This is a genomic window from Kumtagia ephedrae, assembly GCF_003012745.1.
In the GTDB taxonomy this organism is placed as follows: Bacteria; Pseudomonadota; Alphaproteobacteria; order Rhizobiales; family Rhizobiaceae; genus Kumtagia; species Kumtagia ephedrae.
This window is the reverse complement of the sequence record NZ_PXYK01000027.1, coordinates 12,258-33,621: the sequence shown is the minus strand read 5'-3', so window position 1 is coordinate 33,621 and position 21,364 is coordinate 12,258. Positions and strand designations below refer to the sequence as shown.

The 21,364-nt window shown below is 67.0% G+C and carries 21 protein-coding genes; 4 read left to right on the top strand and 17 right to left on the bottom strand.

Annotated elements, in window-relative coordinates:
* Position 1: 1 nt before the first annotated feature.
* The 6 genes from C7I84_RS23165 to C7I84_RS23140 form a co-directional block, all read right to left on the bottom strand.
* Positions 2 to 847 (bottom strand): ABC transporter permease, encoded by an 846-nt coding sequence (locus C7I84_RS23165; RefSeq protein WP_106774633.1) that lies wholly within the window; start codon positions 845 to 847, stop codon positions 2 to 4.
* Between the two features lie 67 nt (positions 848 to 914).
* Positions 915 to 1,919 carry an ABC transporter substrate-binding protein gene (locus C7I84_RS23160; protein ID WP_106774595.1) on the bottom strand — a complete coding sequence of 335 codons (1,005 nt, stop codon included), beginning with the start codon at positions 1,917 to 1,919 and terminating at the stop codon, positions 915 to 917.
* A gap of 73 nt (positions 1,920 to 1,992) precedes the next feature.
* Entirely contained in the window at positions 1,993 to 3,468 is a 1,476-nt protein-coding gene (locus C7I84_RS23155) for an aldehyde dehydrogenase (RefSeq protein ID WP_106774594.1), read from the bottom strand.
* Between the two features lie 11 nt (positions 3,469 to 3,479).
* A complete protein-coding gene (locus C7I84_RS23150) occupies positions 3,480 to 4,517 on the bottom strand; it encodes an LLM class flavin-dependent oxidoreductase (RefSeq protein ID WP_106774593.1) in 1,038 nt (345 codons plus the stop codon).
* A 4-nt stretch (positions 4,518 to 4,521) separates the two neighbouring features.
* Positions 4,522 to 6,324: an alpha/beta fold hydrolase gene (locus C7I84_RS30905; protein WP_106774592.1), complete on the bottom strand. Its 1,803-nt coding sequence runs from the start codon at positions 6,322 to 6,324 to the stop codon at positions 4,522 to 4,524.
* Positions 6,317 to 6,904, bottom strand: a complete 588-nt coding sequence (locus C7I84_RS23140) for an amino acid synthesis family protein (protein WP_106774591.1) — start codon at positions 6,902 to 6,904, stop codon at positions 6,317 to 6,319. The genes C7I84_RS30905 and C7I84_RS23140 overlap by 8 nt, the downstream gene beginning before the upstream one ends.
* A gap of 138 nt (positions 6,905 to 7,042) precedes the next feature.
* On the opposite strand from C7I84_RS23140, the gene C7I84_RS23135 reads away from it, so the two are divergent.
* Entirely contained in the window at positions 7,043 to 7,711 is a 669-nt protein-coding gene (locus C7I84_RS23135; RefSeq protein WP_106774590.1) for a GntR family transcriptional regulator, read from the top strand.
* Positions 7,712 to 7,846: 135 nt separating this feature from the next.
* Here the strand turns inward: C7I84_RS23135 and C7I84_RS23130 are convergent, their stop codons facing one another.
* The 4 genes from C7I84_RS23130 to C7I84_RS23115 form a co-directional block, all read right to left on the bottom strand.
* The gene (locus tag C7I84_RS23130; RefSeq protein WP_106774589.1) at positions 7,847 to 10,960 is read right to left on the bottom strand and encodes a beta strand repeat-containing protein; all 3,114 of its coding nucleotides are present in this window, start codon (positions 10,958 to 10,960) and stop codon (positions 7,847 to 7,849) included.
* A gap of 227 nt (positions 10,961 to 11,187) precedes the next feature.
* A complete protein-coding gene (locus tag C7I84_RS23125) occupies positions 11,188 to 11,634 on the bottom strand; it encodes a hypothetical protein (protein ID WP_106774588.1) in 447 nt (148 codons plus the stop codon).
* Between the two features lie 29 nt (positions 11,635 to 11,663).
* Positions 11,664 to 12,197 (bottom strand): GNAT family N-acetyltransferase, encoded by a 534-nt coding sequence (locus C7I84_RS23120; protein WP_106774587.1) that lies wholly within the window; start codon positions 12,195 to 12,197, stop codon positions 11,664 to 11,666.
* 1 nt (position 12,198) lies between these two features.
* Positions 12,199 to 12,453, bottom strand: coding sequence for a YgjV family protein (locus C7I84_RS23115; RefSeq protein WP_106774586.1), 255 nt, complete (start codon positions 12,451 to 12,453; stop codon positions 12,199 to 12,201).
* Between the two features lie 368 nt (positions 12,454 to 12,821).
* On the opposite strand from C7I84_RS23115, the gene C7I84_RS23110 reads away from it, so the two are divergent.
* Entirely contained in the window at positions 12,822 to 13,703 is an 882-nt protein-coding gene (locus C7I84_RS23110; RefSeq protein ID WP_165816184.1) for a LysR family transcriptional regulator, read from the top strand.
* Positions 13,704 to 13,755: 52 nt separating this feature from the next.
* Here the strand turns inward: C7I84_RS23110 and C7I84_RS23105 are convergent, their stop codons facing one another.
* Positions 13,756 to 14,316 (bottom strand): YybH family protein, encoded by a 561-nt coding sequence (locus C7I84_RS23105; protein WP_106774632.1) that lies wholly within the window; start codon positions 14,314 to 14,316, stop codon positions 13,756 to 13,758.
* A 103-nt stretch (positions 14,317 to 14,419) separates the two neighbouring features.
* Here C7I84_RS23105 and C7I84_RS23100 point away from each other — a divergent pair, with 103 nt between their 5' ends.
* Positions 14,420 to 15,394 (top strand): LysR family transcriptional regulator, encoded by a 975-nt coding sequence (locus tag C7I84_RS23100; RefSeq protein ID WP_106774584.1) that lies wholly within the window; start codon positions 14,420 to 14,422, stop codon positions 15,392 to 15,394.
* A 57-nt stretch (positions 15,395 to 15,451) separates the two neighbouring features.
* Here the strand turns inward: C7I84_RS23100 and C7I84_RS23095 are convergent, their stop codons facing one another.
* From C7I84_RS23095 to C7I84_RS23075, 5 genes are read right to left on the bottom strand one after another with little or no spacing between them, the layout of a single operon-like run.
* Positions 15,452 to 16,156, bottom strand: coding sequence for a fumarylacetoacetate hydrolase family protein (locus C7I84_RS23095; RefSeq protein ID WP_106774583.1), 705 nt, complete (start codon positions 16,154 to 16,156; stop codon positions 15,452 to 15,454).
* Positions 16,153 to 16,908, bottom strand: a complete 756-nt coding sequence (locus C7I84_RS23090) for an ABC transporter permease (RefSeq protein ID WP_106774582.1) — start codon at positions 16,906 to 16,908, stop codon at positions 16,153 to 16,155. Before C7I84_RS23090 ends, C7I84_RS23095 begins: the two co-directional genes overlap by 4 nt.
* Positions 16,909 to 16,914: 6 nt before the next feature.
* Positions 16,915 to 17,718: an ABC transporter ATP-binding protein gene (locus C7I84_RS23085; RefSeq protein WP_106774581.1), complete on the bottom strand. Its 804-nt coding sequence runs from the start codon at positions 17,716 to 17,718 to the stop codon at positions 16,915 to 16,917.
* 1 nt (position 17,719) lies between these two features.
* Positions 17,720 to 18,550 (bottom strand): ABC transporter permease, encoded by an 831-nt coding sequence (locus C7I84_RS23080; RefSeq protein WP_106774580.1) that lies wholly within the window; start codon positions 18,548 to 18,550, stop codon positions 17,720 to 17,722.
* A gap of 8 nt (positions 18,551 to 18,558) precedes the next feature.
* Positions 18,559 to 19,554: an ABC transporter substrate-binding protein gene (locus C7I84_RS23075; protein ID WP_106774579.1), complete on the bottom strand. Its 996-nt coding sequence runs from the start codon at positions 19,552 to 19,554 to the stop codon at positions 18,559 to 18,561.
* A gap of 188 nt (positions 19,555 to 19,742) precedes the next feature.
* Here C7I84_RS23075 and C7I84_RS23070 point away from each other — a divergent pair, with 188 nt between their 5' ends.
* Entirely contained in the window at positions 19,743 to 20,435 is a 693-nt protein-coding gene (locus tag C7I84_RS23070) for a FadR/GntR family transcriptional regulator (protein ID WP_106774578.1), read from the top strand.
* 108 nt (positions 20,436 to 20,543) lie between these two features.
* Here the strand turns inward: C7I84_RS23070 and C7I84_RS23065 are convergent, their stop codons facing one another.
* Positions 20,544 to 21,308, bottom strand: a complete 765-nt coding sequence (locus C7I84_RS23065) for a triose-phosphate isomerase (RefSeq protein ID WP_106774577.1) — start codon at positions 21,306 to 21,308, stop codon at positions 20,544 to 20,546.
* Positions 21,309 to 21,364: the final 56 nt, after the last annotated feature.

Here is a 21,364-nt window from a genome sequence, read left to right as displayed (position 1 = left end):
CTCAGGCCCCTCCCCCCACACGCCTGGCGCCGACGAGCCGCAGCTGCAGCGCGTAGAGCGCCATGGTCACGGCAAGCAGGACGAAGGCGGCGGCGCTGCCGAGGCCCCAGTTGAGCAGCGACTGGATCATCTGGGCGATCATCTCGGCCAGCATCATGTTCGACGTGCCGCCGAGCAGCGCCGGCGTGACGAAATAGCCGAGCGACATGACGAAGACCATGAGGCCGCCGGCGGCGACACCGGGAAGCGACAGCGGCAGCAGGATGCGGCGGAAGGCGGCGAAGGGGCTCGCGCCGCACAGCGCCGCGGCGCGCAACGTCATCGGGTCGATGGCTCGCAAGGTGCCGACAAGCGGCAGGATCATGAACGGCAGCATGATGTAGACCATGCCGATGGTGACGCCGGTCAGGTTGTTGATGAGCGGCAGCGGCTCGTCGATGATGCCGAGGCTGATCAGCGTCCGATTGATGACGCCGGTGCGCTGCAACAGGACCATCCAGGCATAGGTGCGCGTGAGCAGGTTGGTCCACATCGACAGGATGATGACGCCGAAGACGATCGAGCCGAGAGCGGGCGGCATGATCGCCAGCATCCAGGCGACGGGAAACGCCACGACGATTGTGACGGCAGTGACCACCGACGCGACCAGGAAGGTGTTGAGGAATATCCGGGCATAGGTGCCGTCGCCGAACAGGGTCGCGTAGTTCTGCAAGCCTGGCTCCGGCTCGGTGACGCTGCGCAGCAGCAGCGCCACGACGGGCACAACGAAAAACAGGGTGACCAGGACCAGGGCGGGGAGCGCGCCGCCCAGTCCGGCGGGAAAACGAAAAGGCGCTTTGCCCGGCATGGCCGCGGTCCCGGCTTGCCCCGCGGGAGCCTTCGACTCCCGCAGGGTCAGGTTGACATCCGCCACGCTATTGCGCCTGCCAGGCGTACCAGCGCGTCGCGATCGCATCGCGGTTCTCGGCCCAGTAGTTCATGTCGAGATTGATCTGCCCGTCGACAAAGGCGTCCGGCAGCGACTTGACCACCTCTTCCGGCATCTCGGCCTTGGCCGCGGTGTTGATCGGCGCGTAGCCGCTCGCCTCGGCGAAGCTCGCCTGCGCCGAGGGGCTGGTGGCGGCGGCGAGGAACTTCATCGCCAGATCCTTGTTCTTGGCGCCCTTGGGGACGACCAGCACGTCGGCCGCCGTCATGTTCTGGTTCCACGACACGCCGACATCGGCGCCCTCTTCCTGCAGCGCGAACACGCGGCCGTTCCAGAGCTGCCCGAACGTCGCCTCGCCCGAGGCGATGAGCTGCTGCGACTGCGCCCCGCCGCTCCACCAGACGATCTCCGGCTTGATGGTGTCCAGCTTCTTGAAGGCGCGGTCGAGGTCGAGCGGATAGAGCTTGTCGGCCGGCACGCCGTCGGCCAGCAGCGCGATCTCGATGACGCCTGGGGCCGACCATTTGTAGAAGGTCCGCTTGCCCGGGTATTTCGTCAGGTCGAACATGTCGGCCCATCCGACCGGCTCGCCGGACACGGCGCCCTTGTTCCAAGCGAGCACGAACGAATAGTAGAAGCTGCCGACTGCATGATCGGTGGTGAAGCGCGGATCGAGATCGGCCTTGGGCACCACGTTGAAATCGATCGGCTCGAGCAGGCCGTCCTTCGCCGCCTTGATGGCGAAATCCATCTCGACGTCGATCACGTCCCAGCTCACGCTGCCGCTGTCGACCATGGCCTTCAGCTTGCCGTAGTCGGTCGGGCCGTCCTGCAAGACCTTGATCCCGGTTTCGGCAGTGAACGGCTCCGCCCATGATTTGGCCTGCGCTTCCTGGGTGGTGCCGCCCCAGCTCGTGAACACCATTTCCTCGGCCTGTGCGGCGGTGGCGGCCAGAAGCCCGGCCATGATGCCGGCCAGTACAAGTTTCATGTCATTCTCCTCTGTGGTTTGTTCTGATTTGCTCTTGCTTCACTGTTGGCGCTCCCCATCCGAGCGCCTGCCTTCACCGCATCACGAACGGGTCGGGGATCGGCTCGTCCGAGGTCCGGATCCAGACGGATTTCGAGCGCGTGTAGTCGCGGATGGCGTCCAGGCCACCTTCCCGGCCGAGGCCGGACAGGCCGTAGCCGCCGAAGGGCACCAGCGGCGAGACGGCCCTGTAGGTGTTGATCCAGACGACGCCGGCGTGAATGCCGCGCGCCATCCGGTGCGCCTTGCCGAGATTGGTGGTGAATACGCCCGACGCGAGGCCGAACGGCGTGTCGTTGGCGAGCGTCAGCGCCTCGGCCTCGGTATCGAACGGCAGCACGCTCAGCACCGGGCCGAACAGCTCCTCGCGCACGCAAGGCAGGTCGGGGCTGCCGGCGTCGATGATCGTCGGGGCGTAGTAGAAGCCGCTCGCGCCGCCGTCGGGCCTTTTTCCGCCGGTGACGAGCTTGCCGCCTTTCGCCAGGCTTTCGGCCACGATCGCCTCGATCCTTTCGCGCTGGCGTACCGTAGCCAGCGGCCCCATTTCGGTGGCCGGATCCTGCGGGTCGCCGATGGTGATGGTTTCCGCCTTCCGCTTCAGGCTATCCAGAAACGCCTCCTTAACGGAGCGCTCGACCAGCAGCCGCGAGCCGGCGACGCAGCTCTGGCCGCTCGCGGCGAATATGCCGGCAACGACGGCGTTGGCGGCGCTGTCCAGGTCAGCGTCGGCGAACACGACGACCGGGCTCTTCCCACCGAGTTCGAGCGTCGTGTAGGCGAGGTTTTCGGCAGTGTTGCGAACGATCTCGCGCGCCGTCGACGGGCCGCCGGTGAAGGCGACGCGCGCGACCAGCGGATGGCCGGTGAGCCGCCGACCGCAATCCTGGCCGAAACCCGTCAGGATGTTCACGCTTCCCGCCGGAAAGCCCGCGTCGTGGACCAGCTCGGCGAACGCCAGCAACGGCGCCGGCCCGTCCTCCGAGGCCTTGAGCACGACGGTGCAGCCGGCAGCGAGCGCCGGGCCGAGCTTGACGGCGGACAGGAAGAGCTGCGAGTTCCACGGCACCACCGCGGCGACGACGCCGATCGGCTCCGGCCGTACCGTCACCTCCATGTCCGCCTTGTCGATGGGAACGTAGGCGCCCTCGTGCTTGTCGGCCAGCCCGCCGTAATAGCGGTAGTAGTCGCCGACATAGGCGATCTGCGCCCGGGTCTCGCGGATGATCTTGCCGGTGTCGCGGGTCTCGAGTTCGGCCAGGCGATCGGCATTGGCGACGACCAGATCGCCCAGGCGCACCAGGAGCTTGCCGCGGGCCGTCGCCGTCATCGACGCCCACGGCCCGGTGCGCAGCGCCCGGTGCGCGGCTTCGACGGCGCGGTCGACGTCGGCCGCCGTTGCCGCCGGCATCGTCGCCCAGGCCGCACCCGTCGACGGATCGACGCTGTCGAAGGTCGCCGCGGCCTCGGCGAACCGGCCGTCTATGTAGTTGCGGAATACGGCTGCGGTCATCATCATCTCGCTTACTGGAAAGCCGGCATCACCCTGTCGACGAAGAGCTGAAGCGACTTCTTCTTGCGCTCGTGCGAGAGGCCGCTGTCGATCCAGATGGAATACTGGTGGTAGCCGAGCGCCTCATACGCCTTCAGGCGGGCGATCACCGCGTCGGCCTCGCCGATCACCAGGTTCCGCCTAATCGTCTCCGGCGCATATTGCGGCATGGCCGCGATCTCGTCTTCGGTCAGCGCTTCGAGGAAACCCTGGCGCACCGGCTTCTTGTTCTGGAACCACGCCCCGAACTGGCAGTAGAAATTCGACAGGTCGCCGGTCAGCCGTTCGGTCTCGGCGGCATCCTCCGCGACGAAGGTATGCATCAACAGCATGATCTGCGGCCGCTCCACCTCGGGGTGCGCGGCGCAGGCGTCGTTGAAGCGCTCCATCAGGCTGGCCACCTCCGCGTCGCCCGACGCGAGCGGCGTCACCTGCACGTTGCACCCGCCGGCCACGGCGAAATCGTGCGAATTGGGATCGCGGGCGGCCACCCAGATCGGCGGATACGGAGTCTGCACCGGCTTGGGCGACGACGTCGTGGCGGGGAACGACCAGAACTCCCCGGACATCTCGAAATCGCCGTCCCACAGGCCCCGGATCGCCGGGATGATCTCGCGCATGCGCTGGCCGGCACCCCACGCGTCGAGACCCGGCGAAAGCCGCTGATATTCGTAGCTGTAGGCGCCGCGCGCGATGCCGATGTCGAGCCGGCCGCCGGTGGCGACGTCGGCCATCGCCGCCTCGCCGGCAAGCTTGATGGGATGCCAGAAGGGGGCGACGATGGTGCCGGTCCCCAGGCGTATCCGCCTGGTCTTCGCGCCGAGATAGGCGATGTTGATGAACGGGTTGGGCGAGATGGTGAACTCCATTCCGTGATGCTCGCCGATCCAGGCCGCCTCGAAGCCCGCTTCCTCCGCCATCAGCACGAGCTCCTCCAGCTCCGCCAGCAGCTCGGCATGCGGCTTCGCCGGATCGGAACGTTCCATGTGCACGAAAAGCGAGAACTTCATTCTTCTACCTGACACCGGGGGAAGGGACGGCGGCGGGCCTCCGCCTGGCCAGCGGCTGCACCTCGCCTTCGATCTCGCTGCCGACATAGACGCCGAATGCGTCCTCGGTGCGCTCCCGGACATAGCGGGCGAGCATGATGCGCACCGCCGGGTCGGCTATCTTCAGGTCGGCGATGCGCTCTATGTCCACGAGACGGGCCTGACGGTCGCCGGGCAAGGGCGCATCAAACGTACCACGGTAGTAGACGTGGGTGCGCGACGGCCTCGCGGTGTCGTCCCAGACCGCGAAGAGAAAGCCGAGTTGAGCGTCGACGGCCCTGGCTGCCAGGCGTCCCTTGAGGCTTGCGGCATCGCCCGGCGCGCCCAGGCCGATGCCGGCAGGCAGCTCGCAGGCGCCGTCTGCCGCCTCGAAGAACAGCACGCGGCCTTCATGTTCGAGGATGGCGCCGACCTCCATGTTCGGCGGCGCGGTCGCCAGCGCTTCCTGGCTGAGACCGAAATTGACGTAGGCGCCGCGGCAATAGCCGAGCGGCTGCGATGCATTGTGGGAAAAATCGCGGACCCGGCCGATGAGGATCGAATGATCGCCGGCGTCCACCAATTGCTCCATGTCGCAATCGAAGGCGGCGACGGAGCCGCCGATCATCGGAGAACCTGTCGAGCCCGGACGCCATGAGACCGCCGCGAACTTGTCCGCCGCCTTCGACGCAAAGACGCCGGACGCGGCCTTCTGGCTCTCGCCGAGCACGTTGACGGCAAAGCTCCGCGAGGCGGCGAACACCGGATGGCCGTGCGCCTTCTTGGCGATGCAGACCAGGACGAGCGGCGGATCGAGCGACACCGAGGTGAACGAGTTGGCGGTGAACCCCCGGGGTTCGCCGTCGGCGCCGACCGTCGTCACGATGGTGACGCCGGTCAGGAACGAGCCGAGCGCCCGCCTGAATTCCATGGCATCGACGCCCGCGTCGGCTTGCGACCCGTTCGACCATCCCGCATCGGCTTGGAGAAAATCGGCGATATGCCGCGTCACCTTCTCGGGCGAAGCGAGGGCCATCATGTGCCTTTCGCCGTCCAGCACGACACAGCGGCCAAGCGGTGCCAGCCGCGCCATCGCCGCCGACATCGCCGGCGACGAGTTCGCGTCGTCCGATCCCGTCATGAACAGGGCGGGCATCGCCAGGTCCGGCAGGCGCTCGACATGATCCGCGTCGGCATGGGCGAAAAGCCGATAGGTACGCGTGTAGCCCTCGGGATCGACGCGCGCCAGCGCGTCGCGGGCTTTCGCCGCGGCATCGGCCAGCCCGGCAGGCACGGGATCGCCGAACCAGCGCGCGATGGTGGCATCGACGCCGGAGCCGTGATGGTGACCGTTCAGGCCGGCGGCACGCTCGCGCACCGCCCGGGCGAGCGACGGCGGGCGCCGGAACACGGCGTTGAGCGACACGATGCGCCTGACGCGTTGCGGTGCGCGCAGTGCCACTTCCTGGGCGACCAGCGCGCCCATCGAATGGCCGACGATCGACACCCTGTCCAGGCCGAGATGATCGAGCAGCTCGATCACCTGGCCGGCGTAGTCGGCGAGAACCGGATTTTCCGGCGGCAACCGGGATTCGCCATGGCCGAGCATGTCGATGGCGACGACGTCGTAGCGGCCTTTCAGCAGCTCGATCTGCGGCTGCCAGATCGCCGCATTCATGCCGACGCCGTGGATCAGCAGCAGCGGCTCGCCCGCGCCGGCGCGGATATAGCCGGTCCCGGCGGAGGCGCCGCCGCGCAGGCGGGCGGGCATGGCGAGCCGCTCAGCCATGAAGGTCGCCGACCTCCTTGAGATCCTGGTAGCGGTCGCCGATGCGGTGGTGCGGACGGCCGCCGATCGACGCGCCCAGCGCCACGACGAGCTCGTCGGGTGCCGGCGCATCGCCAATCTGGAAATGCACGGTCAGATAATGCGAGCGGCGGCCCTCGTCGTTCTTGTCCATCAGCGGGATCATGATCGGGGTGTTCGGCCCGCCGCGCAGGTTGGTGAAGGCGAGATAGGTCTTGGCGCCGACCGCGCGGCGATAATGATTGCCGAAATGCAGCGTGTGGATCAGCGCCGACGCATGCTCGATCTCGCCCGCCGTGCCGCAGATGGCCGCCTTGCCATAGCCTTCGATCGCGTCGCCCGAACCGGCGACGGCGAGAATCTCGCGCGTCAGCATCTCGCCGAGCACCGGCGCGCAGGCGCGGATTTCCGGCGACAGATCCTCGGTGAAGCCACGCCCCGCCCACGGATTAGCCAGCACCGCGGCGACGCCGATCAGCCGCAGCGGCCGGGGCGCTGCCTTGCCACCCTCGACCAGCGTGTTCTCGACATAGGTGACGGTCTTTCGGATGGCAGGCGTCATGAGAGGGTACCTCGACAGGCCGGGCATGGCTCAGCCTTGCATTGTCTTATGGTATACCATATTACTGTCGACCACATACCCTGTCAATGGATCGCCGAATCTGTTTTCTTGGGCTTCGCAGAAAAGGCTTCCCGCCCGATGGACGAAACGCTCCGGATCGAACGCTCGACCAAGACCTTGCGGACGCTGGCGCTCGAGCGGATGCGCGAGGCCATCATGGATTTCCGCTTCCAGCCCGGAGAACGGCTGGTCGAGCGGCCGCTATGCGACCAGCTCGGGGTGAGCCGGTCGGTGGTCCGCGAGGTTCTGCGGCAGCTGGAGACCGAGGGACTCGTCGAGATGATCCCCGGGCACGGCCCCGCGGTCGCCAAGCCGGACCTGAACCGCACCGACGAGATCTATGAATTGCGGGCGCTGCTGGAGGGGATCGCGGCGCGCGCCTGCGCCCAATCGGCGACGGATCGGCAGATCGCCGGCCTCGATGCCGCCTTCGACGGATTGCTCGAAGCATGGGCGTCGAGCGATCCGGTCAAGGTGATGCGCGCGACGACGAAATTCTACGAGGAGCTTTTCGGGGCCGCCGGCAAGCACATCGCCTGGGAGATCGTGCAGGGACTGAACGTGCGCATCAACCAGTTGCGGTCCATGACCATCGCCTCGACGGACCGCCGCAGCCCGGCGATCGCGGAGATGACGGCCATCATGGATGCGATCAGGTCGCGCGATCCCGAGCGGGCGGAAGCAGCCGCCCGGCGGCACGTCGAGCAGGCCTGGCATATCGCGCAGAACCTGCTGCGGTCGCGGTGATGGAAGCCGGCGGCGCTCGGCCGGGTCGCCGGTCGTGCGGATAGCCGGGCAGTCCGCCGGCTTCCGGCGATCTGCCCGGCCCCTGCCCTCCGCGTCCCGCCCTGCCGGCGGCGGAACGCGGCTGTCCCGGGCGGTCTAGGCGACCGAGAAGTCGGCGTTGGTCAGCGCCAGGCCGACGGTGAGCGTGGCGAAGTGGACGCCGGCGGAACCGCCGGCGCCGTCGGCGTCGTAGAACAGCTTTCCGGTATCGCGCTCATAGATGATGCGGTCGGAAGCATCCTGCGCCAGCCCAGTCGTGTTGGCGCGGAAGGCCGCCGCCGACAGCGTGCCGGTGTCGAGCGCCGTGAAGATCGCGTCCGACAGGAGCATGCGATCGGCCGGCACGCTGAAGTCGACGATCCTGTCGACATTTCCCGCCCCGAGCTTCGAAGCGAACACGAACGTGTCGGCGCCGCTGCCGCCGCTCAACGTGTCGTTGCCGCCCTTGCCCTCCAGCCGGTTGGCGCCGGCATTGCCGATGATCTGCTGGCCGAACTCGTTGCCGGTCAGGTCGATCGCCGCCGTTCCGGCCGAGCCGTTGGTCTGCATGATCTCGACCTGGACGGCGGCGCCGAGCTTGTAGTCGACGGCGGCGATCACCTTGTCGCCGCTCCCCTGGCCGGCCTTCTCGACGATGGCGTCGCCGGAATTGAATACCCGGTAGCTGTCGTTGCCGCCGAGGCCCGTCATCACGTCGGCCTTGCCGCTGCCGCCGTCATGCAGGACGTTGGCGCCGGCGTTGCCGGTGATCTTCTGCCGCAGTTCATTGCCGGTGAGGTCGATGGCAGCCGTGCTCGTGGTGTTGGTCGTCGTCAGGATTTCGATATCGTCGGTGGACTGAAGGGCGAAGTCCACCGCGGCCGCCACCCGGTCGGCCGTCCCTTCCCCGGCGCGCTCGATGATGTTGTCTTCCCTGAAGTCCACAATATAGAGATCGTTGCCCAGGCCGCCGGTCAGGCCGTCCGCGCCGGCGCCGCCGTCGAGCAGATCGTCGCCGCCGCGTCCTTCCAGCAAGTCGTTTCCGTCCCCTCCCGACAGCTTGTTCGCACCGTTGCTGCCGACCAACCCGTCGTCGAAGCGGGAACCAGTCAGGTTTTCGATGCTTATGAGTTCGTCGCCAGCCGCATCGCCCGACACGACGAAAGTATCGTCGTCGGAGATGTTCACGATGATGGCCGAGGCGGCATTGGCATAGCTCGCCGTGTCGATGCCCGCGCCGCCGTTGATCTTGTCACCGCCGGCGCCGCCGACAAGGATGTCGCTGCCGGCGCCGCCGTCGAGTGCGTCGGCGCCGCCATCGCCGAACAACTCGTCGTCACCGCCTTCGCCCGACAGGACATCGGCGCCGTTGAGGCCGCCGAGGAAATTGTTGGCGTTGTCGCCGGCGAGCGTGTCGTTGAAATTCGAACCGACGACCTCCTCGATGCCTTCCAGCGTGTCGCCCTGCGCATCGCCGTCGAAGCCGAGCTTCGAGCCGAGAACGACCAGAACGCCGGCGCCGGAGGTGTGGTAGGAGACACGGTCGACGCCGGCGCCGCCATCGAGCGTATCCGCCCCGGCCCCGCCGACCAGGAAATCCCTGCCGTCGCCGCCGAACAACTGGTCACTGCCGGCGTCGCCGAACATCGTGTCATCGCCGGCATTGCCGGACAGGAAGTCGTCGCCGGCGAGGCCGCCGAAAAAGTTGTTGGCGGCGTCGCCGACCAGGAGGTCGGCGAAGTTCGAGCCGACGACTTCCTCGATACCGCTAAACGTGTCGCCCTGCGCGTCGCCCTGGAAGCCCAGTCCGCCGTCGAGGAAAACCTGCACGCCGGCGCCCGAGGCGACATAGTTCGCCCGGTCGATGCCGGTGCCGCCGACCAACTGGTCCGCGCCGGCGCCGCCATTGAGCAGATCGTTGCCGGCTCCGCCGAACAGCTTGTCGCCGCCGAGGCCGCCGTCCAGCGAGTCGGCGCCGTCCAGCCCGCGCAACGTGTCGCCGCCATCGAGGCCGAAGAGCACGTTGCCCCCATTGTCGCCATCCAGCGTGTCGCCGAAGCGCGATCCGATCAGGTTTTCGATGCCGGAGAACGTGTCTCCGGCCGCATCGCTGCCCGTGCCCGAGTTCGCGGCAAGGGAAACCGTGACGGCGCTGCCGGCGTTGGCATAGGACGCGGCGTCGACGCCGGCGCCGCCTATCAGCACATCCGCGCCGGCACCGCCGACGAGAACGTCGCTGCCTTCGCCGCCGTCCAGCCCGTCATTGCCGGCGTCGCCGAACAGCGTGTCGTCGCCGCCCTGGCCGAGCAACTGGTCGGCGCCGTTCAGCCCGCCGAGGAAGTTGCGATCGTTGCTGCCCTCGAGCACATCGTCGAAATTCGAGCCGACGAGGTCCTCGAACCTGATGATCGTGTCGCCCGCCGCATCACCGAACAAGGCGACGTTGCCCGCGAGGCTGACGAACACGCCGGCGGACGAACCGGCATAGCGGAGCTGGTCGATGCCGGCGCCGCCGTCCAGCAGGTCGGCATCGGCGCCACCCTCGATCTTGTCGTTGCCTGCGCCACCCTCGATCTTGTCGACGCCTGCGCCGCCCGCCAGGAAATTGGCCGCTCCATTGCCGAGGAGCTGGTCTCCATGGGTCGAGCCGAGCAGGTTCTCGATGCCGAACAGCCTGTCGCCACCGGCATCACCGAGAAAGCCGAACCCGTCGGTCAGGTTGACTGTGACGCCCTGGTTGCTGTCCGAATAGTCGGCCGTGTCGATGCCGTCGCCGCCGGTCATGACATCGCCGCCGGAACCGCCGACGAACGTATCGTTGCCCTCATTGCCGTCGAGCGTGTCGTTGCCGAGGCCGCCGATCAGCAGGTCGTCGCCGCCGGCGCCGCTCATCGTGTCGTCGCCATCGCGGCCGTCGAGCACGTTGGCTCCGGCATTGCCCAGGATGGCGTCGCGGAGGGTGGATCCGGTGACGTTCTCGATGCTGATCAGTTCGGCGCGGCCCTGTGTTCCGCCGTTGACGACGGCAAGTCCGGTTTGCAGATTGATCGTCCAGCCGAAACCCAATGCGTCGAAGAAGGCGGTGTCGACGCCCGAGCCGCCATCCAGGACATCATTGCCGAAATCCCCGTCGAGTACGTCGTTGCCGCCGAGGCCGCGAATGACGTCGTCGGAGTTGAACTCGGTCGCCTTCAGGAAATTGTCCTCGTCGTTGCCGATAATTTCAGCCATTGTCGTCTTCCTTCCAAAATTTTGCTTCGCCGCAGGAGCGGCCAGGTTTGCTGCCGGCGAGCGGCAGGGTTCGCCGGCCGATATGGCCGGCGGCGCGAAATTCCAGCTGGATGGTGAGTGGCGTCAGGTCGTTTGCGGCAAGCAGCCGGATGCATCGACCGTCGGTCGTGATCCTGGCGGCTGAAACCGCGGCGCCTTTGCCTTGTTGTTATGGTGGAGCGCTTCGATCAGCCTCCGAGCACGTGCGCCAGCATGAACATCGTGACGATCGCCTGGACGGTGATCGAGGCCGTGCGTGGCCAGTTGTAGCGGATGAGCTCAGCGATAAGGGGTTCGTTCTTGCCCAACCTCTCCAGCTTTCCGTGCCGTGGGATTTCCAAACCGACGGTCACCAGGAGGCCGACGACTCCCGCCGCTATGTTGACGATGGTCATCCACGGCGGCACGGCCGGGCCGCAGAAGGCGAGCGCGATCGGCAGCAGGAAACTGGCGAAACCCGGCAGGATCACCGGCAGCGGAATGCGCCGCGAATAGAACCCGTGGTAACCGACATAGTCGCGCTCGCCGACCTTGGCGAACAGCGGATAGATGACGATCTGCACCAGCCAGATCTGCCCGAGCACCCAGAAGGACAGCGCGGCCCACAGCAACAGATAGAGGTGCGTCTCTGGCATGATCGTGTTCCTTGGATGCGCCGCGCGGGTCAAAGGTCCAGCCGATAGGCCGCGACCAGGACATCGCCCTCGGACGGGTCGAAGTCGAAGACGCCGGAGGCAAACAGATCGTATTCGGGGCAGCGCACGAAGCCGGCGCGCTTGTACATGCCGCGCGCGATCGCCATGAAGGCGCCGGCATGGATGCCCAGCACCGACGCCCCGTCGCGGCGAGCCGTTTCGATGCAATGCTGAACCAGGGCGGCGCCCAGCCCCCTGCCGCGTGCCGATGGATGAACGGCGAGCGTGCGGAATGTCGACCAGTCCGCCGGCAGGCCGTATCCGGCTTCATGCGTTCGATCGACATAGGTGACAGTGCCGGCCAGGCGGCCTTCCGCCTCGACGACCAGGACGTCGTGGTTCCAGCGGGCAACGGCATCGCGGGAGTGTTGGATGTAGAGGTCGAGCACCTTGTCGCGGACGATGCCGCGGAACGTCTCGATGGCCGCCGCGACGAGATCGGCGATCTCGGCGATCTCGTCCCTGGCGGCGCGCCGGATGATCGGGTTGGGTCTTTCCAGCATGTCAGTTACTCACCTGCACTTTGGCCGGATCCGGCTGCCTGCCGCGGCGCAGTTCGAGCAGCCGGTAGGCGTTGATCGGCAACAGCACGATTTCCATCGTCAGCAGCGGCAGGCTGCCGATCGCCACCGCATAGGCGATGAAGAACAGGCAGCTCAGCACCGCTGCGATCCGCAGCGGCAGCATGTCCCGCATCCAGTAGGTGAGCACGGCGAAGCCGCTGCCCAGAAAGCCGATAGCTTCCGTCCAGAAGTCCATGCGATTCTCCCCACGATTGAGGCCACGACGCCGCGGCGGCGGCTTTGCCCGCCTTCGTCGCCTGGCCGCTGCCCTGGCCAAGACACCTGGTCCCAGGCAAACCTCCGGCACAGCCCTGCGCGGATGGTGCAGGCCTGTCAGCGTGACGATGGTTTGGAGGGCACCGCAGGCGCGCTCGACTGATCTATGATTTCAAGAACTGCGCCTGCTATCTTCTCTGTAGTCTGACCCGGGTCACCATGACCCCAAGGAGGTTCAAGACACCCGAAGTTGTTTCTCTTCAGACCGAAGCTTCTACTTCATATCTGCCTTTTGCATTAGTCGGCATAGACTGGATTCACCGTGCAATATTCTGCATAATGCAGGATATGCGTATCGATGAGATCACTGTCTTCGTCCGCGTCCTGGAGGCTGGCAGCTTCGCCGCCGCGGCCCGTCTGCTCGGCATGCCCACGACGACCGTCAGCGCCAAGGTCGCGGCGCTCGAAAAGCGCCTCGGCACGACGCTCATCCATCGGACGACGCGGCAGTTGCGGGCGACGTCGGCCGGAGAGCTTTATCTCGACCGCTGCCGCGCCGCGCTGCAGGAGATCGAGACCGCCGAGGCGGAACTCGCCTCCGACAACGACGAACCGACGGGCACGCTGCGGATAACCGGCCCCACGGTGTTCGGCCGCAGCCTGCTGCCCGAGCTGATCATGGCCTACCGGCAGAAATTCCCGGCCGTGAAGGTCGAGGTGCTGGTGATGGACCGGATCGCCGACCTGGTCGCCGAAGGCATCGACCTCGCCATCCGTGTCGGCCCGCTGAAGGATTCGAGCCTTATCGTGCGGAAAATCATGGACGGGTACGGCGGCTACTACGCCAGCCAGGCCTATCTCGACCGCCACGGCACGCCGCAAACGCTCGAAGATCTGGCCGATCATCAGATCGTCGGCTTCAGCCGCGACGGGAAAATGCTGTATCGCGGCGAGATCGTCGACGTAACGCTCGACGCGCCGATCACCTCCAACGACTTCTATGTGAGCCGCAGCTTCATCGACCTCGATCTCGGCATCGGCTACCTGCCGGCGCCGATGGAAAAAGCCTGGCGCGGCCAGCAGGCGCTGGTGCGCGTCCTCCCGGAATACTCGACCCCGCCGAGATCGCTGTATTTCGTCTATCCGCGCCAGCGCTTCGTGCCGGCACGGGTACGGACCTTCATCAATTTCGCGGCCGAGCGGGCCGAACTGCTGATATCGTCGCGTTGACATGATCCTGCCTCCGGCGGCGCTTAGCCCGCCGCGTGTCGAACTTTGCCGTTCAGCCGCGCGCCAGTGCGGCGGCCCGCTCAAGGCCGATCTTGCGCACCAGCGGGTCCGCATGGCGATGCACCAGGAGCCATTCCGCCTCCTGCCGCCGGTAGACCTGGGTAACCCGCAGCGACCATTCCTGGTCCGGAAGGCCACCGACCTCCCCATGCTGGCGTTCGACCATCACCAGGACGATCATGTCCCGGGTCACATGGGACTGGCTGACCTCGAGCGTTCCGTCGCCATTGCGGAAGTAGGCGGCAAGTTCGGCCAAATGCCGCGGGCTGCCGTCGAAACCGTGGCTGGCCGGACCACCGAACGGCTGCATCAGGGTGAAATCGTCCGACAGCCGGATGAGCGCCGCCCATCTTGTCATGTCGCCGGCCATGAAAGCCGCCGCCTGCTGTTCGGTGCGGCGGATGACGTCGGCAAGCACATCGTCCGCATCCGGCGACGCCTGCGCGGCGCGGGCGGACAGCGGAGCGGCAAGGGCGAGGGTCATGGCCATGCGCCGCGAGATTTTTTTCGCCGCGCGTCGCTTCGGGTTGCTGATGCGCCTGAACATGAGCATCGGGATATCCATTCGCTCCGTTGGGTCATGTGCCGGCCGGTGCCGGGCATGGCCTGTCTTCTCACTTCCGCTCTCATGAATCCAATGATATGATTTCAGCAATATGCTGCATGAAATCGATCTGTCGCGAATCGACCTCAACCTGCTGGTTCTGTTCGAAGCCGTGTTCGAGGAGCGCCATGTCGGGCGGGCGGCGCAGCGCCTCAACCTCTCGCCGTCGGCGGTGAGCCATGGCCTCGGCCGCTTGCGCTCGCTGCTGGGAGACCCGCTGTTTCTGAAGACGCCCAGGGGCGTCGTTCCGACGCAGCGCGCGGAAGAACTCGATCAGCCGATCGCCGATATCCTGTCCCGCGTCCGGGGTGTCGTCGCCACCGCCCGGCCGTTCGATCCGGCGACATCGACGCGGCGCTTCACCATCGGAGCTCCGGACGGCGTGTCCGCCGTGTTCCTGCCGCCCTTGCTCGAAAAGCTGGCGCATGCGGCACCCGGCATAGCCATCGGCATCCGCCAGTTGCTGCCCCGTCAGGGGGAAACCTCCCCCGCAGTCGCCTGGCAGGATGCCCTTGCCGAGCTGGAAGCGCGCATGATGGATGTCGCCGTCCTGCCCTATGACGATCCTCCCGTCCGGTTCTGGCGGAGCCTTCTCTACCAGGAGGATTTCATCGTCGCCGCGCGCGCCGGCCACCCGTTCGCGGCCGCCCCCAGCGTGTCGAACTACTGCCGGCTGCGGCACCTGGTAGTGTCGCAAACCGGAGACTCCCACGGCTTCGTCGACAATGTCCTTGCCGGGCAAGGGCTTTCGCGGCGAGTTGCGCTGACGGTTCCGAATTTCATGTTCGCGCTCGCGGTGCTTGCCGACAGCGATCTGATCTCAGCGTTGCCGCGACGCTTCGTCGAGCTGCATGCGAGCCGCTTCGGCGTGATCGGCATCGAGCCTCCCCTGCCGCTCGGCAAGTTCGCCCTGACGATCGTGGCGCCGCAGCCGGCGATGCGCGACGCCGGCATGGCGTGGCTGGTCACCCTCCTCGAAGGACTGGGCGGAGGAGCCCAAAACCCGGCCGACCGCCGAGTTCGATAGGCTGCCGGCGCGGCGGCCGCGCCGGCGATCATCAGCGCTACGGCAAGACCGCTCGCCTCACACCACCCGCACCTCGAGGTCGCCGATGCCGTCGACATGGCCCTTGAGCACGTCGCCGCGCTTGACGGCGCCGACGCCGGCCGGCGTCCCCGACAGGATGACGTCGCCGGGCTTCAGAGTGAACAGGCCGGAGAGGTAGCTGATCATCTCCGGCACCTTCCAGATCATCTGGTTGAGGTCGCCGGTCTGCCGGCGCTCGCCGTTGACGTCGAGCCAGATGGCGCCGCTGGACGGATTGCCGATTGCGCTGGCCGGAACAAGCGCAGAGCAGGGCGCCGACGCCTCGAAGGCCTTGCCGACCTCCCAGGGCCGGCCCATGTCCTTGGCCTTGCCTTGCAGGTCGCGCCGCGTCATGTCGAGGCCGACGCCGTAGCCGAACACGCAGTCCAGCGCCCTGTCGAGCGGGATGTCCCTGCCGCCGCCCTTCAGCGCCACCACCATCTCGATCTCGTAGTGGACGTCGTTCGAGGCGGGCGGATAGGGGAACTCCCCGCTTATATTCAGATTGTCGGGATTCTTCTGGAAGAAGAACGGCGGCTCCTTGTCGGGGTCGTGCCCCATCTCGACGGCATGCGCGGCATAGTTGCGGCCGACGCAATAGACCCTGCGCACCGGGAACAGGTCGTCGGAGTTGGCCACCGGTATCGTCGGGATGACGGGCGGCTCGATGACGTAGGTCGCGGCCTTGGTATGAACGGTCACTGTCTAGCTCCTGCGTAATATTCGACCTTGGCTTCGGCCCTCTCGATCAGTTCGGCGATCAGCAGGGCGAAGGCGAAGAGGATGATGGTGAGGGCCCAGAACTCGGCCATGCGGAAGTTGCGCGAGAACGTCTCGAACAGCGCCCCGTAGCCGATGATGGAGACGAGCAGCTGGCCGATCACGACGCCCTTGACGCCGCGGATGAGGCCGAGCCGGATGCCGGCGAGGATTTCCGGCAGCGCCGCCCACAGGATGATCTTGGCGTAGAGCGCGCGCCGCGTCGCGCCGTAGGAGCGCGCCATCTCGATCAGCGACGGCGAGATGTGGCGGACGCCGGCGCGGGTATCGAGCACGATGATCCAGATCGCGAACAGGAACACCGCCGCCACGATGGTCCGCTCGCCGAAGCCGAACAGGATCATCAGCACCGGCACCAGCGCCGACAGCGGCGCGCTGGAGAAGATGTTGACCCACATGCCGAGCAGGTCGTCGGCCACCCGGACGCGGCCCATCAACACCCCGAGCGGCACGCCGATCACGATCGCCAGCGTCATGCCGGTGACGAAGGCACGCAGCGTCGTCAGCGTCGCACCCTGCCAGGACGGCGTCTGCACGAGACCGACGACGGCCCGAAGCACGTCGCTGAAGGGCGGCAGCAGGAACACCAGGTCGAGCCGGCCGACGATCTCCCATGCCAGGCACCAGACCAGCAGCGAGGCCATCATCGGCACGCGGTAGCCGAACAGCGTCATGGCCGGTCACTCCACATATTGCCGCAATCCCTGCCATATCTCGTCGACCGTATCGAGGTAGTGCTTGTCGCGGTGGATGCGCTCGGGATCGCCGGAGCGGTCGATGTCCGGCTCGATGATCTGCGAGACCCGGCCGGGACGCGGCGACAAGAGCACGATGCGGTCGGAGATGTAGACCGCCTCCTCGATCGAATGCGTCACGAAGATGAAGGTCTTGTTCTGGGTGGCGCGCAGCCGGATCAGGTCCTCCTGGAACTTTCGCCGGTTCTGCTCGTCCACCGCCGAGAACGGCTCGTCGAGCAAAAGCACGTCGGCATCGACCGACAGCGCGCGCGCCAGGCCGACGCGCTGGCGCATGCCGCCCGACAGCTCGTGCGGATACTTGTCCTCGAAGCCGGCGAGCCCGACCTCCGACAGATAGTGGCGGGCGATCTCCTCGCGCTCCGTCCTGGCCCTGCCGCGCAGTTCGAGGCCGAAGGCGACGTTGCGCAGCGCCGTCGCCCACGGCATCAGCGCGAAATCCTGGAACACGAAGGCGCGTTCCGGGCCGGGCGCCCTGACCACCTTGCCGTCGATCGTGACCGTGCCGGCGTCGGCCTCTATCAGGCCGGCGATGATTTTCAGCAGCGTCGTCTTCCCGCAGCCGCTCGGGCCGAGCAGGCTGGTCAGCTTGCCCCTGGGAAAGTCGAGGTCGATGCCGCGCAGCGCCTCGACGTTTCCGTAATTTTTCGAGATGCCCCGCACCCCCACGATCGTGTCGACTGCTGCGGGTATCGTCGACGGTTCCTTTCGCAAGACGGCCGTGCGCATCTCAGGCTCCTCTCTTTTCCGGCCTGAAGACACGCACCTCGACCCACTGCAGCGCGACGAGCGTCAGGGTCGAGAGCGCGATGATCGAGGCGATGGTTGCGTACATCTCGGCATAGTCGGCGCGCGAGCGGTGGAAGGTGATGAGGTCGCCTATGCCCGTCGGCGTGATCAGCAGTTCCGCCAGCACGACGCCGACGAAACCCGCCGCCACGCCGAGGCGCAGTCCGGCGAAGATGACCGGGCTGGCGTCCGGCAGGATGATCTTTTCGACCACCTGCCATCGCGTGCCAAGGAACGAGCGGCACATCACCAGCAGGGATTCGTTGACGTTGCGCACCGCCTTGTAGGTGTTGAGCACGATCACCGGCAAGGCGAGGATCATCACCGCGAGCGTCTTTGCCGTCATGCCGATGCCGTAGACGAAGGTGACCATCGGGATGAACGCCGCGACCGGCGCCGCCTGCAGCACGATGAAGATCGGGATCACAAGCCACTCGCCGGGGCGCCACAGCCCGCAGATCGTGCCGAGGCCGACGCCGAGGAAGGCCGACAGCACCACCCCGAGCAGCAGCGGCTGCAGCGTCGATAGATAGGCCATCGGCAGGCTGCCGTCGGCGATCAGGCCGAAGAAGGCGGCAAGCGTGTCGAGGAAGGTCGGAAACGCAAAGCTCACCGGTATCCGGCCGGCGATTTCCCAGACCATCGCGAACAGCACGATCGAGATGATCCTGAGGAGTATCGGCCGGTCCCGCCACCCTCCGGCCTCGCTGCGGGCCGGAGCGGAGGCGAGGCCGGCCGACCCCTCCTCCCCTGTCCTGATGCCGATCGCCATCCCAGCGCCTACTTCGCGCCGAGCTTGCCGGCGGCGCGATCGATCGCCGCCACGTCCCAGAACTCCTCGACCTTGAGGGTCGCCGGATCGCCATCGATCTGCCCGGACAGGCTGAAGAAGGCGAAATCGTCCTTGGCCGCCTCGGCGCCGCCGCCGTTCAGCACCAGGCTGCCGGCGTCGGCGCTCTCCTTGTAATATTCGGAGATCTCGGTGTCGGCCTCCGCCCCCAGGTCCGGCAGCAGCTTGTACTTGTTGCGAAACTCGACGGCGACGGCCGGGTTCGCGGCGATCTCGCGCGCCGTCTTCATCAGCTCCTCGACCAGGATGTCGATGTCGGCCGCGTTGTTCTTCAGGTAGTCGGCCGTGGCGAACAGGCCCTCGTCGGTCGCCTTCAGGTCGTCGACCGGCAGCACGATGAAGCGGCCCGGCGCCTCGGCTTCGAGCGCGCGCCGGTTGGCCGCGTCGACGATCGAGGCCTTGATCGTGCCCTGGATGAGCGCGTTGCGGCGCACTTCCGAGCCCGGCACGTAGCTGACCTTGCCGAGCGTGATGCCGTGGTTCTTGGCCATCAGCAGCATGACCGCCTCGGTGCCGGAGCCGCGGGCCTGGACGGCGACCTCCTGCCCGTCGAGATCCTTCCACTCCTTGTAGTGCTCGCCGTTGACGACGGGAAAGAAGCGCAGCGTCGATATCTGCGCGAACAGGCGGATCGGCACGCCGGCCTTCTGGATGAGCGTGTAGGGCGCGCCGATGCCAACATCGGCCTGGCCCGAGACGATCGCCTGGGCGGCCAGATCCTCGTCGTTGAGGATGATCAGCTCGACGTTCACCCCGCGCTCCCTGGCGCGCTCGATGGCGGCAAGCGTCTGGATCGATTCGATGCCGGGCAGGTCGCCAAAGGCGATGCGCATGTCGCCGGCGCTGGCGGCTCCCACCGGCATGGCGCCGGCGAGCCCCAGGGCGAAGGCACCCGCTAACAGGACACGTCTGCAAAGGCTGGTCACGGCTGTTCCTCCCGTTGGTTTTTGTAACCAATTTTTCTAATGGTTAAACACCAAGCGCGGATTGGTCAAGAGATGCTTGTCACGAAAGCGGGAAGGGCTCACCATGGAGAGGCCAGGCGCTTGGAACATTGACGGAATCTGCCATTCGATCTAACACCGCGACGAGATCATCGGGATTGGTCAAACCAATGGAGACGATTGGAAACGGCGGCCACGCTGCCCTGGTGCAGCTGCAGGCCTATCTCGCGCAGATGGAGCCCGCCGGCGAGACGCGGCTGCCGCCGGAGCGCGAACTGTGCGAGACGCTGGGCGTGTCGCGCGGCGACCTGCGCAAGGCGCTTGCGGTGCTGGAGAAGGACGGCCGCATCTGGCGCCATGTCGGCAAGGGCACCTTCGTCGGCAGCGGCCCGGTCGAGGAGACGATCGGCATCTCCGACATCGCCCAGCGCACCAATCCGAGGGACGTGATGCGGGCGCGGCTGATCGTCGAATCCGAGATCGCGCGCGAGGCGGCCCTGCACGCCACGCTGGATGACATCGCGGCGATGCGCCAGTCGCTCGCCCAGACGCGCGAGGCCGCGACGTGGCGGCAATACGAGAACATCGACAACCTGCTGCACCGCCAGATCGCCCAGGCGAGCGGCAACACGGTGCTGCTCGGCCTGTTCGACGTGCTCAACGCCGTGCGCCGCACCGTGGTCTGGGGCCGCCTGCGGGCGGACGGCGCGCGTCCTCCGGCCGACCATCACAGCTTCGCCGATCATGAGAAGATCGTCGACGCAATCGCCGAGCGCGACCTCGCCGGCGCCGCGGCGGCCATGCGGCTGCATCTCCAGCAGGTGGAACGCCGCCTGATCCCGGTCCGCGAGGCGGCCGAGTAGGCTGGATCACGGCGAGGTCTCCGGCCTCGCGTAATCGGCGCTACAACATCGGCAGTCCGATCTTGCTGCGTCCGGCGGGTCCGGCGCGCTGTGATCCTACGATGCGGCTCAGATCGCCCGCGCCGTCCGGTCGAGAATGTCCAGATAACCCTCGGCGGTCCACGCGCTGCGGCCGATGAACAGCCCGTCGATCGCCGGCTGGCCGATCAGCTCGGCGCAGTTGTCCGGGTTGACGCTGCCGCCGTAGAGGATCGGCACGGCGACCCCGAGCGCGGCCCTGGCGACCGCCGCGATCTTCTCGTGGCGTGCGTTGGCGTAGTCCATGGTCGCCGGGATGCCGTTGACGCCGATGGCCCAGACGGGTTCGTAGGCGAGCAGGACGGGAGCCTGCTTCTGCTCGCCTTCCAGCGGCGCCAGCGCCGCCTCCACCTGCCGCTTCAGCACCTCGTCGGCGCGGCCCGCCTCGCGCTCGGCAAGCGTCTCGCCGATGCAGACGAGCGGGACGAGGCCGTGGCGGACGGCGGCCGCCGTCTTGCGCCCGACCGCCTCGTCGGTCTCGTTGAAGAACTCGCGCCGCTCGCTGTGCCCGATCTCCACCAGGTCGAGGCCGCAGTCCTTCAGCATCACCGGCGAAATCTCGCCCGTCCAGGCGCCGCCGTCCTCCCAGTGCATGTTCTGCGCGCCGACCTTGACGCTGGTGGCCGACAGCCGCTCCTTCACCTGCCTGACCGCCGTGAAGGGCGGGATGACGAAACGCTGGACGCGCGGGTGCCGGCGGTCATCGGCGGCGGCGAGCCGCTCGGCGAAGGTCATCGCCTCGGCCAGCGTCTTGTTCATCTTCCAGCTCGTGCCGACCCAGAACGTCTTCGTCATGCCCGCTCTTCCCTCCTGCGCGGCCACGCCGCGTCGTCTTTGCGTCTTGCCGGCCT